This window comes from Terribacillus saccharophilus (genome assembly GCF_046592595.1).
GTDB classification, from domain to species: domain Bacteria; phylum Bacillota; class Bacilli; order Bacillales; family Amphibacillaceae; genus Terribacillus; species Terribacillus saccharophilus_C.
This window is the reverse complement of sequence record NZ_JAWVPF010000009.1, coordinates 107,129-121,089: the sequence shown is the minus strand read 5'-3', so window position 1 is coordinate 121,089 and position 13,961 is coordinate 107,129. Positions and strand designations below refer to the sequence as shown.

The 13,961-nt window shown below is 46.2% G+C and carries 16 protein-coding genes; 15 read left to right on the top strand and 1 reads right to left on the bottom strand.

Annotated elements, in window-relative coordinates:
* Positions 1 to 114 precede the first annotated feature (114 nt).
* The 8 genes from spoIIR (at position 115) to SFC25_RS15735 (ending at position 6,775) form a co-directional block, all read left to right on the top strand.
* Positions 115 to 741 carry a stage II sporulation protein R gene (gene spoIIR / locus SFC25_RS15770; RefSeq protein WP_411216203.1) on the top strand — a complete coding sequence of 209 codons (627 nt, stop codon included), beginning with the start codon at positions 115 to 117 and terminating at the stop codon, positions 739 to 741.
* Positions 742 to 806: 65 nt separating this feature from the next.
* The gene (locus tag SFC25_RS15765) at positions 807 to 1,175 is read left to right on the top strand and encodes a hypothetical protein (RefSeq protein WP_411216202.1); all 369 of its coding nucleotides are present in this window, start codon (positions 807 to 809) and stop codon (positions 1,173 to 1,175) included.
* A 72-nt stretch (positions 1,176 to 1,247) separates the two neighbouring features.
* A complete protein-coding gene (locus SFC25_RS15760) occupies positions 1,248 to 2,288 on the top strand; it encodes an L-threonylcarbamoyladenylate synthase (protein ID WP_411216318.1) in 1,041 nt (346 codons plus the stop codon).
* Positions 2,289 to 2,510: 222 nt separating this feature from the next.
* Entirely contained in the window at positions 2,511 to 3,116 is a 606-nt protein-coding gene (locus SFC25_RS15755) for a low molecular weight protein arginine phosphatase (protein WP_411216201.1), read from the top strand.
* A gap of 49 nt (positions 3,117 to 3,165) precedes the next feature.
* Entirely contained in the window at positions 3,166 to 4,542 is a 1,377-nt protein-coding gene (locus SFC25_RS15750; protein ID WP_411216200.1) for a methyl-accepting chemotaxis protein, read from the top strand.
* Entirely contained in the window at positions 4,496 to 4,936 is a 441-nt protein-coding gene (gene rpiB / locus SFC25_RS15745) for a ribose 5-phosphate isomerase B (RefSeq protein ID WP_095220942.1), read from the top strand. Before SFC25_RS15750 ends, rpiB begins: the two co-directional genes overlap by 47 nt.
* Before the next feature lie 9 nt (positions 4,937 to 4,945).
* Entirely contained in the window at positions 4,946 to 5,491 is a 546-nt protein-coding gene (locus tag SFC25_RS15740) for a TIGR01440 family protein (RefSeq protein WP_411216199.1), read from the top strand.
* A gap of 48 nt (positions 5,492 to 5,539) precedes the next feature.
* Positions 5,540 to 6,775 (top strand): serine hydroxymethyltransferase, encoded by a 1,236-nt coding sequence (locus tag SFC25_RS15735; RefSeq protein WP_411216198.1) that lies wholly within the window; start codon positions 5,540 to 5,542, stop codon positions 6,773 to 6,775.
* 94 nt (positions 6,776 to 6,869) lie between these two features.
* Here SFC25_RS15735 and SFC25_RS15730 read toward each other — a convergent pair whose 3' ends face one another.
* Positions 6,870 to 7,175 (bottom strand): hypothetical protein, encoded by a 306-nt coding sequence (locus SFC25_RS15730; RefSeq protein WP_411216197.1) that lies wholly within the window; start codon positions 7,173 to 7,175, stop codon positions 6,870 to 6,872.
* Between the two features lie 309 nt (positions 7,176 to 7,484).
* On the opposite strand from SFC25_RS15730, the gene upp reads away from it, so the two are divergent.
* From upp to atpF, 7 genes are all read left to right on the top strand, one after another.
* Positions 7,485 to 8,114: a uracil phosphoribosyltransferase gene (gene upp / locus SFC25_RS15725; RefSeq protein WP_411216196.1), complete on the top strand. Its 630-nt coding sequence runs from the start codon at positions 7,485 to 7,487 to the stop codon at positions 8,112 to 8,114.
* Entirely contained in the window at positions 8,101 to 9,261 is a 1,161-nt protein-coding gene (wecB, locus tag SFC25_RS15720; protein WP_411216195.1) for a non-hydrolyzing UDP-N-acetylglucosamine 2-epimerase, read from the top strand. Before upp ends, wecB begins: the two co-directional genes overlap by 14 nt.
* A 66-nt stretch (positions 9,262 to 9,327) precedes the next feature.
* Entirely contained in the window at positions 9,328 to 11,511 is a 2,184-nt protein-coding gene (locus SFC25_RS15715) for a S8 family serine peptidase (RefSeq protein WP_411216194.1), read from the top strand.
* 446 nt (positions 11,512 to 11,957) lie between these two features.
* Entirely contained in the window at positions 11,958 to 12,329 is a 372-nt protein-coding gene (locus SFC25_RS15710; RefSeq protein WP_411216193.1) for an ATP synthase subunit I, read from the top strand.
* Positions 12,330 to 12,350: 21 nt separating this feature from the next.
* Complete coding sequence (gene atpB, locus SFC25_RS15705; protein WP_411216192.1) at positions 12,351 to 13,079, top strand: F0F1 ATP synthase subunit A; 729 nt, start codon at positions 12,351 to 12,353, stop codon at positions 13,077 to 13,079.
* A 33-nt stretch (positions 13,080 to 13,112) separates the two neighbouring features.
* Positions 13,113 to 13,319: a F0F1 ATP synthase subunit C gene (gene atpE, locus SFC25_RS15700; RefSeq protein ID WP_077307123.1), complete on the top strand. Its 207-nt coding sequence runs from the start codon at positions 13,113 to 13,115 to the stop codon at positions 13,317 to 13,319.
* Positions 13,320 to 13,501: 182 nt separating this feature from the next.
* Entirely contained in the window at positions 13,502 to 13,960 is a 459-nt protein-coding gene (gene atpF / locus SFC25_RS15695; RefSeq protein ID WP_411216317.1) for a F0F1 ATP synthase subunit B, read from the top strand.
* Position 13,961 lies beyond the last annotated feature (1 nt).

Here is a 13,961-nt window from a genome sequence, read left to right as displayed (position 1 = left end):
GACTGTGCAGCAGGCACAGTCTTTTTATTTTGGAAAAAACTAGATTCATAGGTTTAAATCCTTCCAGCATGTTCATACTGGTACCATCATTACAAAGGAAAAGAGGTACCACATATGAAGAAGCTTTGTTTTTCCCTGACTGCAATCGTTCTATTATTTTTATATATTTTCTATCCGGGAAGCGGAACAGAAGCTCAAGTGAGCAATAGCTCCCAAGCTGTAAAAGAAATACCAGATGAAGCAATTCGTCTCCGTATTCTGGCCAATAGTAATTCCGATGCGGATCAGCAGCTGAAGCGTCTGATCCGGGATGAAGTGAATGCACAGATCAATAGCTGGGTGAAGGATATGACGGATATTGAAGAAGCTCGGGACCTTATCGAGGAACAGCTTCCTGAGATAGAGAAGACAGTTGCGCGTGTGTTGAATGAGCAAGGAAAAAGCCAGGGGTTCAATGTGGAATATAGTGATGAAATCTCGTTTCCGGCAAAGCTATATGGCTCCTATCTTTATCCGGCAGGGCAGTATGAGGCTGTATTGATCACACTCGGAGAAGGGGAAGGCGAAAACTGGTGGTGTGTGCTATTCCCGCCGCTTTGCTTTCTTGATTTTTCAAGCGGCACAAGTATAGCAGAGGCGGAGGAGAACGCAGATGCAGAGCCGATAGATGTGGCAGCGGAAGCGCCGTTGGAAGAAGAAAAGCCTAAAGTAAAGTTCTTTCTATTAGAATGGTTCAGCTAGAATCATATTATATTCCTCCCGTTCATATAATCTAGTAACTAGTAGATAGACGGGAGGATTTTTTAATGCAGTTGATACCTGCTCAAGCATGCGAGCTGTCCGATTTAGATGCGTTTTTTGGGAATAGTCTGCCACGGTGGAAGGTAGAGCAGGAGAAATTATACGAAGAAGGTTATATCATAGAAGCAGCAGAAGGATGGCGGGCATTTTTCTGTTTGGAACAGCATGATGAGGCTCTGCGCGTGCATTCCATGTACGTAAAACCGCCAGCGAACGGGACGATCATCTTAACCTGTATGGAGCTTGCCAGCATCGAGGCGAGGAGACGCGAAGCAAGCCATTTACGATTGATCAGCCACCATGAAACGCTCGATCAGCTGATGGCTCTTTATGGATTTGAAGCGAGACATGGTTTCTGGGAGAAGACGCTCTGACATTGGGGATTGTCAGTCCATGTGGTATCATAGCTCTTAGTGATATCTAGCAAAAGGAGCATCTGATCCATGATGGAAACGAAGCACTGGACTGTGTCACAGCAGTCCTTCGATAAAAAAGCGATGGAAGAGGCAGCGGCTCTTCTGAAAAAAGGGGAAGCTGTTGCTTTTCCGACCGAGACCGTTTATGGTCTTGGAGCCGATGCTACAAATGAACAAGCCGTCCGGAAGATATTCGAGGCAAAAGGCCGTCCGTCCGACAATCCTCTAATAGTTCATGTGGCGGAAAAAGAGCAGCTGAAAGACCTTGTGGAAGAGGTTCCCGCTGTTGCTTATAAACTTCTAGAGGCATTCAGTCCTGGGCCGATTACACTTATCTTGAAAAGTAAAGGTGCGGTTGCTCCGAATGTCAGCGCTGGACTGGATTCAATAGGTATCCGGATACCTAGTCATCCGGTCGGTTTACGTCTTTTGCGAGAGGTGGCTTTACCTATTGCAGCACCGAGTGCGAATATTTCAGGCAGACCGAGCCCGACAAAAGCCGAGCACGTTGCCCATGATTTGGACGGACGAATCGCTGGAATAATGGATGGCGGTCCGACTGGAATCGGCCTTGAGTCCACAGTGGTTGACTGTACGGAAGCAGTGCCAGTCATACTGCGGCCAGGCGGTGTGACAGCTGAAGCAATCCAAGAGGTCATCGGCACGGTGATGGTGGACCCTGGACTAGCCGGAGGGGAGAAAGAGAAACCAAAGGCACCAGGTATGAAATATACCCACTATGCACCAGAGGCTCCGCTTTATTTAGTGGAAAAAGGCATGCAGCAGCATGCGGACAAGCTAACTGAAGCAGGCGAGAAGGTAGGAATTATCGCAACCGAGGAACTTGCACAAACACTGCAAAGTGAGCAAATCCAAATCTGCGGCACAAGAAGAGATCTCTCTACTGTGGCAGAGCATTTGTACGATGCGCTCAGACATTTCAAGAGATCGGATGTATCAGTCATCCTTTGTGAAAGCTTTGACAAACATGGGGTAGGCGCAGCTATTATGAATCGGCTGGAAAAAGCAGCCACAGGCAGAATAGGAGCTGAAGGGAACGTCAATTGGTGACGTTCCTTTTTTATTTCAATACACCCAGTAATAAGATAAAGCCGGATTTTAAGCAGATGGATGATTGACAATGCTTATGCGGACATATCCTGATCTTATGGGTAGTGGAACGATACATATTCTTTCATGAGCAGCTAATGTTCCGTACCCATGACGATGTAAGAATGCCTCACCTGATGTATACTAGTAGTAGCACCATTTTAGAAGCAAGGAGATATTTTGATGAAACTATTAATTGTTTGTACTGGGAACACGTGCAGAAGTCCGATGGCAGAAGCATTAGTACGTAAACGGCTGCCGCAGGTGGAGGTACAGTCCGCTGGTATATTCGCTTCTGACGGTTCACCGGCTTCTCATCAGGCGGTAACGGTCATGGAGGAGGCAGGGGTACTATTCGGTCATCAATCCAAGCCTGTTACAAAAGACCGTGTGGAATGGGCAGATTTGATTCTGACGATGACAGAACAGCATAAACAATTATTGCTGGAGCAGTATCCGCAGGCGGCCGGAAAGCTGCATACATTACCGGAATACGCTTCACAGGAGGCAGCAGCTGCTTGGAAATCATTGCAGGAAGCTTATGCTGACCTGGAAACGAAACGTGTTCGATTCGCCAGCAGTTTTTCTGGGGATGCTGCCGCATTCCAGAGGGAATTCATGCATGCCCATCAGCATGAAATTGCACACATCCAGGAGCTCGAAGCAAGCATGCCTGCCGCGGACATCATGGATCCTTTCGGGCGATCTGTCGAGGTGTATCGTGCGACACTGAAGGAATTGGAATTCTATGTTGATAAATTGGCAGAAAAGATTCACAATGAGAAGTAGGTAAAAAGACTCTCATACCAAAATATCAGCATGGATGGTGGATTATGTCATGAAAAGCTTCAGTCTGCGTCTCAAACTGGCGATTTTCGCCACAGTTCTCGCATTGGTCACCTATAGTGTGAGTGCATTGTTCATTTACATTGTACATCCCTTTGTAAAGCAATATTGGGATGTTTCCGCACCAGTGCTCGTGCTTCTCACACTATTTCTAGGTGTTTTGTGGACCGGGATCCTGGCCTTTTCCGCAGCCCGCTTTATAACAAAGCCATTGAAGGATCTTGAAAAGGTTGCAACAAAAGCTGCTGATGGCAGCTTGGAGGAAGAATGGGAAGTTGTTCCTTCGAATGATGAGATTGGTGCTCTGACACGCGCTTTTCAGAAAATGCTGCATAACCTGAAGTCAATGATTTCAGACATTGATGCAAATGCAAAAGCAAATGAAAGGTACGCGAAACAGATCCAGTCAGAAACATTGACTGCTTCTGAAAAAGTCATCGAAATTGATTCTATCATGCAAACGATGGCTGAAGGAGCCCAATCAACATCAGGCGCAGTCGGCAGCATTGTGCAGTCACTCGACAACGCTACAGCGTTGTCTGAGGATGTCCGGACCAAAGCGGATCAGTCACAGGAACTCTCCAATGGAATGGTCGGAAAATTGCACAGTTCACAGACTGTTGTAATGGATTTGGTACAGGGAATACAAATGATCGCAGAAAAACAGGAGCATTCCATCGGCAATGTAAAGCAGCTTGAAAAGAACGCGTCAGAAATCGAACAGATCATCCGTTTTGTCAGTGACATAGCGGAACAGACCAATCTGCTTGCGCTCAATGCCTCCATTGAGGCGGCACGTGCCGGCGAGCAGGGACGAGGCTTCGCGGTAGTGGCGGAAGAAGTTCGGAAGCTAGCGGATGAAAGCAGACAGGCAGCGCAGGATATTTCTGTGAACATCAAAGCAATCCAGCAGAATATCGGACAAGTTGTCACAGAGATTGACGAACAATTGGCACTTGCACGGAGTGAAGCAGAAAAAGGCTCCGAAAGCAGTGTCGTCATGGAAGAAATGACAGCAGCGATTGCGCATGTTGTAACTTCGATTCAGGAAATCGGCAAGCTGACACTGCAGCAGCGGGAGGAAATTGCTTCCGTCACAAATCAATCCAAAGGTGTGGCACAGCTCGCAGAACAGGCATCAGCCGGTGCGCAGGAAGTGAGTGCATCAGTCCAGGAGCAAGCTTCAGTCATGCATAATTTGGAGCAACTATCAGCATCACTTGAAGAACAAGCAGGCAGACTAAGGGACCAAATGAAGCAGTTCCAATTTACACAACAAGCATCCGTGCATCATGCGGAATTCGGAAGGAAGGATGAACAAAATGAAAGTGATTCTAACATCAGACCACGGTGGAGTAAATCTTCGTAAGGAAATAGCAGATCTTTTAACTGAGCTGAATATCGAATTTGTGGATACAGGCTGTGATTGTGAGGGCTCCGTCGATTATCCGGATTATGGAATTCCAGCAGCAGAAAGAGTAGCAAACGGTGAATTTGATCGCGGTATACTAATTTGCGGTACTGGTATTGGTATGAGTATTTCGGCGAACAAGGTACCAGGCATCCGAGCGGCACTCGTTCACGATGTTTTCAGCGCAAAAGCAACGCGTGAGCATAATGACAGCAATATGCTGGCGATGGGCGAACGTGTAATCGGACCAGGTCTGGCACGCGAAATTGTTCAAACGTGGCTTGGCACTGAATTTACAGCTGGACGTCACCAGAACCGTGTGAACAAGATCTCAGAATACGAAAACAAGTAAGAAGCGAGGATGTACATGAAAGCAATCGCAGATCATATCAAAACTGTTGTAGAGGAGCTTGCTTCCTGTGGGCATTTGCATAAGGGAGATTTATTCTTGATCGGATGTTCAACGAGTGAAGTAGCTGGTGAGCGGATCGGCAGTGCGGGAAACATGGAAATTGCGGAACTGCTTTACCAGCAGCTGGAATGGCTGAAAAAAGAAACTGGCATAAATCTCGTATTTCAGTGCTGTGAACACTTAAATCGTGCTATTGTAGTAGAGAAGCATATCAGTCGGCAATACGGTTTAACCGAAGTTTCCGCGAAACCTGTTGCAAGAGCCGGTGGTTCTATGGCTGCTTGCGCTTATGAGCAGTTTGAGAATCCTGTGTTGGTCGAAGATATCCGGGCGGATGCCGGGATTGATATCGGGGAGACGATGATTGGGATGCATTTGAAGCCTGTTGCAGTACCATTCCGTCTCAAACAACGGTATATCGGCGGTGCCCGGATCAATACAGCTTACACAAGACCTAAACTGATCGGCGGCGTAAGGGCTGTGTACCCTGACTAAAACACCGGCTACGACATACATCAACAATACACGAGGAGGCATGTTTCGATGAAACATATTCAAGCGAATGATCCAGAACTATTCCAAGCTATAGAAGACGAAAGAGGGCGCCAGCACGATAAGATCGAGCTGATTGCATCTGAGAACTTCGTATCACAGGCTGTCATGGAAGCGCAAGGCTCCGTACTTACAAACAAATATGCGGAGGGCTATCCAGGCCGCAGATATTATGGCGGTTGTGAATATGTTGATGTAGCAGAAAATCTCGCAATTAACCGAGCAAAGGAAATCTTCGGTGCAGAGCATGTCAATGTACAGCCGCACTCCGGTGCACAGGCAAACATGGCAGTCTATTTCGCATTCTTGGAGCCAGGCGATACGGTTCTTGGTATGAACCTTAGTCATGGCGGCCATTTGACCCACGGCAGTCCGGTGAACTTCAGCGGTAAGCTGTATAACTTCACGGAATATGGTGTGGATCAAGAAACAGAGCAGCTGGACTACGACGTTGTACGTGCAAAAGCACTTGAAGTAAAGCCGAAGCTGATTGTAGCTGGAGCAAGTGCTTACCCGCGGGAGATCGATTTTGCGAAATTCCGCGAAATTGCTGATGAAGTCGGTGCTTATCTTATGGTCGATATGGCGCATATCGCTGGTCTTGTCGCAACAGGCGTACATCAATCACCGGTTCCTTATGCTGATGTTGTGACAACAACAACGCATAAAACATTGCGCGGACCACGCGGCGGTATGATCCTGACAAAAGAGAAGTACGCAAAACAGATCGATAAAGCCGTCTTCCCGGCAATGCAAGGCGGCCCGCTGATGCACGTGATCGCTGCAAAAGCAGTGAGCTTCAAAGAAATCCTGGATAATGATTTCAAAGCTTATGCGCAGCAGATTGTAGATAACGCACAGCGTCTTGCGGAAGGTCTTACAAAAGAAGGCGTCCGTCTTGTATCCGGCGGTACAGACAACCACCTGCTGCTTCTCGATGTAAGCAAACTAGGTCTTACAGGCAAAGATGCGGAGCATGCATTGGATGAAGTCGGTGTGACAACGAACAAAAACACGATTCCATTCGATAAAGAAGGTCCATTCATCACAAGTGGTGTGCGGATAGGTACAGCAGCAGTCACTACTCGCGGCTTTAAGCTTGCGGAAATGGACGAGCTAGCTGGTATCATCGCTGCAACATTGAAGCATCATGATGATACAGCTAAATTGGAAGAAGTGAAAGGCCGCGTCAAAGCGTTGGCTGATCGTTTCCCGCTTTATAAGTAAACGAAGAAAGACAGCCGTGTGAGCGGCTGTCTTTTTGTATGGATGATATCTAGTTGGAGGGAAAAAGATAGAGGGCATTTTTCTTAGCAGTTTTTCATTTCATTGCTTTTGTCTCTTTTAGTCCTTTTCGCAATAATACTATGGAAATACCATAAACTATGATTGTAATTGGTAATAACATAGTCATGAAATCGCGATAGTTTTCTAACGAAACGGTTTCATTAAAATGACGAAAAATCTCCATGGATAACCATCCAATTGGAAAAACAACTGCTGAACAGCTCAATGCTTTAAATTGTACTAATTCGCCTTTCGTGCTTTTAGAATCCTTACTTCGAGAAAAGCTGAAGATAATATAAATGGCGACAAGATACAATGGAACTACAATTAGTGCACTCATTTAGTGATGGACCCTCCTTATATTCATTATCTAAGAAGTCTTGAATTCCAGTTAATTGGAATTGGTGCGTGCTTCCAATATAACATAAAATGTGTTTGTTTCATGCAGTTATGTGGTCTTCTGTATAATCAGAAAGGAACCAGAAACTGCGGTGCAAGCGGTAAATCCCTGCGAACCCCTCTCCGGGCTTTCTTACTTGCTTCTCCGTTTCTAAGCGGTTTCTTTCGCTTTTCGTATTTTCATTGCGTTCCTTTTTCTCTTTCTGTATACTAGTTAAGATTTGAATATTTTTAGAGGGAGTGTTCGGAAATGGGTAATGTTTTTGTTTTGGATCATCCGTTAATTCAGCATAAGCTTACGTACATACGTGATAAGAATACAGGAACGAAGGAGTTCCGTGAGTTGGTGGATGAAGTTGCGGCGCTTATGGCGTTTGAGATCACACGTGATCTGCCGATGGAAGAGACAACGATTCAGACACCTGTCGTAGAAGCGAAAACAAAGGTACTTGCTGGGAAGAAAATCGGACTTGTTCCGATCTTGCGTGCCGGTCTTGGTATGACGGAAGGTATCCTACGCCTTATTCCTGCTGCGCGTGTAGGGCATGTCGGTATGTACCGTGATCCGGAAACAATGCAGCCAGTGGAGTACTATATCAAACTCCCATCTGATATTGAAGAACGTGAATTGATTGTCATTGATCCGATGCTTGCAACAGGTGGATCTGCGAATGATGCTATCCACTCTTTGAAAAAGCGCGGCGCGAAACAGATCCGACTAATGTGCTTAATTGCTGCTCCTGAAGGCGTGGAAGTGATCAAGAAAGAACATCCGGATGTAGATATTTATCTAGCTGCGATGGATGAAAAACTGGATGATCACGGTTATATCGTACCAGGTCTTGGCGATGCTGGGGATCGTTTGTATGGCACCAAGTAAAAAAAGAGTCATGCTTGTCTTCGGGACACGCCCTGAAGCAGTCAAGATGGCACCGCTTGTGCTGGAACTGAAAAAACGGAAAGAGCAGTTCGAAACAATTGTCGCGGTGACTGCACAGCAGCGGGAAATGCTCGATCAAGTACTAAGCATATTTGATATCCAGCCTGATTATGATTTGAATATCATGAAAGCACGGCAAAGCCTGGCACATATCACGACAAAAGTGATGGAAGGGCTGGATGAGGTTTATCAGAAGGTTAATCCGGATATCGTGCTAGTCCATGGAGACACAACAACAAGTTTCGCAGCATCGCTGGCGGCTTATTACAACCAGATCCCTGTCGGTCATGTGGAAGCAGGATTGCGTACATGGAACAAGTATTCACCGTTTCCGGAGGAGCTTAATCGGCAGCTTACTGGTGTGATAGCAGATCTTCATTTTTCTCCGACAGTCCAAGCGAGGCAGAATCTGCTTGACGAAAATAAGAATGTAGAAGCTATTGCTATTACAGGTAATACAGCTATTGATGCGTTACAGACTACTGTGGATCCAAATTATCAGCATCCTATCCTGGAACAAGCTGCCGGCCGCCGGTTAGTGCTTGTCACTGCCCATCGCCGGGAAAATCTTGGAGAAAACATGGAGCATATGTTCACTGCCATCAGAAGGATTGCAGATGCACATCCAGATACATTGATTGTCTATCCCGTGCACTTGAATCCTGCCGTACGGGACATAGCAAATCGCATCCTCGGGAACCATGAAAGAATTCAATTGATCGAACCGCTAGGGCTGATTGATTTCCATAATTTTGCTTCCCAGGCATACTTGATCCTGACAGATTCAGGCGGTGTCCAGGAAGAAGCGCCATCACTTGGTGTACCTGTGCTCGTCCTGCGTGATACGACAGAACGACCGGAAGGAATCCAAGCCGGCACACTGAAACTTGCCGGTACGGATGAAAAAACTATTTTTGATATGGCAGACAAACTTCTTCGTGACGAACAAGCGCATGCAGAAATGTCACAAGCGTCCAATCCTTATGGAGACGGACAAGCTTCGATTCGTATTGCTGAATATCTTCAATATTATTTCGGCTTGCAATCACAGCCGCCACTATCATTCCAACCAGCTGACCTTGAATAGGGCAGCTGGTTTTTTGTATATTGAATCTTCACTCGTGCATCCTAATGGCACAAAGGGGGAGAGGCTGTGAAGCGATTAAGTATACTATTCATATGTGTATGCATCATCTTCGGTTTTCAGCCGGTTCAAGCAGCGGAGCAGAGGACGGTCATTATTGAACTGGAAGGCAACGTATCTGACTATCGGGAATATTTGGAGTTGCACCATCCATTTGTTGAAATCGTGGAAGAGTTCGATACCTTGTTCCAAGGGTTGGCTTTGCGTGCAACGGACGCCCAACTGAGTGAATTATCTCAGCATAGCCATCTGCTCAATATGCATCAGGTGCATACCTACAAAGCAGAAACAAGCAAAACAGAAGTGCCATTTGTGACGCAGGAGTTCCTCGGGACAAGTGCAGCCGGTGTGACAGGCCAAGGGGTTAAGGTCGGCGTCATAGATACGGGAATTGATTACACTCATCCTGATTTAAGAAAGAACTATAAAGGCGGCTTTGATGTTGTCGATTGGGATGACGATCCGATGGAGACAACACCAGAAGAAGGAGAAGCGACTATTCATGGCACGCATGTTGCTGGTATCATCGGTGCCAATGGCAAAATGAAAGGTATAGCCCCGGACGCTGAAATCTATAGCTACCGTGCATTGGGACCAGGCGGGACAGGAACGTCGGTCCAAGTGATTGCTGCTATTGAAAAAGCAGTTGAAGATAACATGGATATTATCAATTTATCTTTGGGAAGCTCTGTTAACGGACCGGATTGGCCAACAAGCCTGGCAGTGAATAAAGCAGTGGAGATGGGCGTTAGTGTCGTGACAGCAAACGGAAATGAAGGACCTGCTAACTGGACAGTCGGTTCTCCTGCAACTGCTACGAAAGCATTGTCTGTCGGAGCTGTTACCACGCCGCAGAAAACAGCTGTTTTATACGAGCGCTTTTATAAAAAAATGATTCCGATCTTGCCGCTTCAAGGAGCGATAGAGTGGAAGCAGCGCAGATCGTTGCCGATTATGGACGCTGGTACAGGAGAAAGGCAGCTTCCGGACGCAACAGGTAAAATTGTTCTCTTCAAAAGAGGGAAGATACCTTTTGCAGAGAAAGCCAGAGCAGCGGAACGCGCAAATGCTGCTGCTGTTCTTATTTATAATGATGGGAGCGGCCCCTTGGAAGCCTCCATTCAAGATGGCGGCAAACCAGTTACAATCCCTGTTGCAGCTATTACAAAACAGGATGGACTATGGCTTCTTAAAAATAAGCAGACAGCACAGCTGTCAGCAAAGCATATCGAACTCCAGAACAGAATGGCTGCTTTCAGTTCGAGGGGGCCTGTCACGAGGAACTGGGCCATCAAACCAGAAATAGCGGCACCAGGCGCACCTGTATGGAGTACCGTGCCCCAATCCGGCTATCAGGCTCTTCAGGGTACGAGTATGGCGGCACCATATGTAGCAGGAGCGCTGGCACTCGTTAAAGAAGCTCATCCAGAGTGGACGGATGAGCAGCAGGTTGGTGCACTGCTCACAACGGCGCAGCTGCTACAGAAGCCAAACGGTCAGCCATATGATCCGATTGAGCAAGGGATGGGGAAAATGCAGCCATCCAAAGCAATCACCACGCCAGTGATTATAGAAAACCCACTGCTTCGATTTGGCAAGATTGATACAAAGCAAGAAGCGGAATATGTACTGACTGTCCATAATGTAAGCGAAACCCAGCAGCTGCTGCAATTTGATCAGCCAAAAGCGGTGGGGGGGATACGCTGGAAAATGCCAATGGCAGAGGAACTTGCTCCACATGAAACAAAACGGATAAAAATCAGTATCTCTGTCAATCCTGATATTAATGAAGCAGGTGTCCACCAAGGGTATGTATCGGCCCAATTTGGGAAACAAGAAATGCAGCTACCGTACTTGTTCCTCTTAAAGCACGCAGATTATCCGAAGGCAATGGGACTCGAAATGGAATGGAAACCGCTGAACAGAAGAGGCGCTTATCACTATCAAATCTATTTGCCTGAAGGTGCAGCTGAACTTCGGATAGATTTGTATGACCCGGACACACTTATATATCGCAGACAGCTACTGACGAAGAAACAAGTGGATGCAGGGCTGCTGAAGGGCAGCATGAGCAAAAGGGAAGCCGGAAAACCTGGTGTGTACTTGGCATTGATTCAGCTGCGGCTGAAGGATGGAAAATACGTAACCACGGAGCTGCCGCTTTATTTGTCAGACCAGATGCTCATGAAATAGTACAAGTAAGTGAATTATATGTCACAGAATTGTCATATATGAACAGCTGATTATCCTATATAATAGTAAGCGGAGGTCTATGCGATTAATGGCGGATAGTCTCTTGCTTACTTTTATTCGTGGAAGCGCATCCAACGTTGTTGTGGAAGGTAATTATTAACTTTGTAATTTATTTCACAATCTTGTATTGACACCGCGAATAGGCCTATTGTATTCTATAAATTGCGTGTGGTAGGCAGCTTGTATCATAAGTGAGGCGTGGTTTGCGCGCAGCGTCCCTACAGATCATGTGAAACACCGGCGCAAGAAAGATAGAACAATGGTGGACAAGCAATTATTTGTCTTATATGTGGTTTGCAGGTTGATCCATCTTTTCTCGTATTTACCGCTTTCCATACATAAGTATAAGCAGTAATGTACGTCTTTCACGCATGGGAGTAATGAAGATGCAGCAAGTCAATAAGATGATCCATGCACGACAACTCAAATGGATGCTATATTTACTGGCACTTTTGATGCTTGGGGCAGGTTTTACACCGTACCAGCGCATTTTCCTCGGCTTGTTTCTTGGGGCCTCAGTAAGCTCCTTCTCCATGTGGCTTCTTCAACGGAAGATAAGACAGTTCACTGAATCTGTCGCTACACATGGCAGAATACCAGCCTTAGGCACCTTTTCCCGCATGGCAGCGTCTGTGCTGGCTGTGATGCTCGCACTTCGTTTTGACGCTTATTTCCATCTTATTGCAGTAGTTATTGGTTTAGCTGCTGGCTACATCATTATCTTTATAGATAGTTTCTTCACGAGTTTAAAAGACTAGTAATGAAAGAGGTGAAATTAATTGAATCACGGATCACCAATGTGGAATAATGCATTCGGTATCGAATGGCTCGACTTTAACTTGTCGACATCTTTGATGACCATCATCTCCTCTGTTATCGTCTTTATCCTTTGTGTAATGGGCAGCAGGAATCTGCAGCGCAGACCTCGTGCTTTCCAGAACGTGATGGAGATGCTAGTCGACTTCGTAAAGAAAGTGATTGGCGACGCAATGGACTGGAAAACAGGCAAGCAATTCCTGCCGCTCGGTCTGACGCTCTTCATGTACATCTTTGTGAGTAACATGCTTGGTGTCATCATCATGGTTGTCGTTGGCCACGATCTTTGGTGGAAATCACCGACATCCGATGCAGCAACCACACTAACATTATCAGTGATGGTCATCTTGCTCACCAACTTCTATGGTGTCAAGATACTTGGCGGAAAAGAATACCTCAAGGGCTACATTCGTCCGGTGCCATTCTTGCTTCCATTGAACCTTATCGAGGAAGCAGCGAATACACTGACACTCGGATTGCGACTTTTCGGTAACATTTTCGCAGGGGAAGTATTGTTATCCTTGATTGGGGAGTCTCTTGCTGGGGTTAACCCGCCGTTTACGACTGTATTGGCATTCGTGCCAATGATCGCATGGCAGGGCTTCAGTCTTTTCATCGGGACAATCCAGTCTTATATATTCCTAGTGCTGACAATGGTTTACATGTCGCACAAAGTTTCAAAAGCACATTAATTTAGTTTTCAAATACAAGGAGGAAATTTAAACATGAGTTCATTAGCAGCTGCAATTGCAATTGGTTTAGCCGCACTAGGCGCAGGTATTGGTAACGGTCTGATCGTTAGCCGCACAGTAGAAGGGATCGCTAGACAGCCTGAACTTGCTGGAAGACTTCAAACTACAATGTACATCGGGGTCGCACTAGTAGAGGTTATTCCTATCTTCGCCCTAGTTATCGCGTTCATGGTAATGTAATTCACCTATCGCAAGTACTCTATAATTTGAATGAATGGCGAAATTCTATATCTTGAATATTCGCCATTCTTTTTGTAAAGCCCCAGATATGACTGGGAAAAGAACAGTTCAGCTCGAAAGGAGTGGCACAGTTGCAAACACTTACGATTGGTGCTGCAGTAGGTGGATTACCTATCGGTAGCATGTTGATTCAACTTATCAGCTTCATCATCCTGCTGGCGCTTCTTAAGAAGTTCGCATGGAAACCATTATTGAAAGTCATGCAGGACCGCCAGGAATATATCTCTAACGAGATTGATACGGCAGAAGCTAGCCGCAAGGAAGCCGAAGCAGCAGCTAAAACTGCAGCAGAGGAATTGAAACAAACACGTGCAGAAGCACAATCTATCATAGAAGACGCAAGAAAAGCGGCACAGCAGCAGGAAGAGAATATCATCGCTGCAGCGCGCCGTGAAGCTGAGCGCCTGAAAGACGCAGCGGTCGAAGATATCGCAAACGAAAAGGAAAAAGCAATGCAGGCATTGCAAGCACAAGTGGCATCCCTTTCCGTACAGATCGCAAGCAAAATCATCGAGAAAGAAATTTCTTCCGACGATCAGGACAAGCTTATCAGTGACTATGTGAAAGAATTGGAGCGATAAG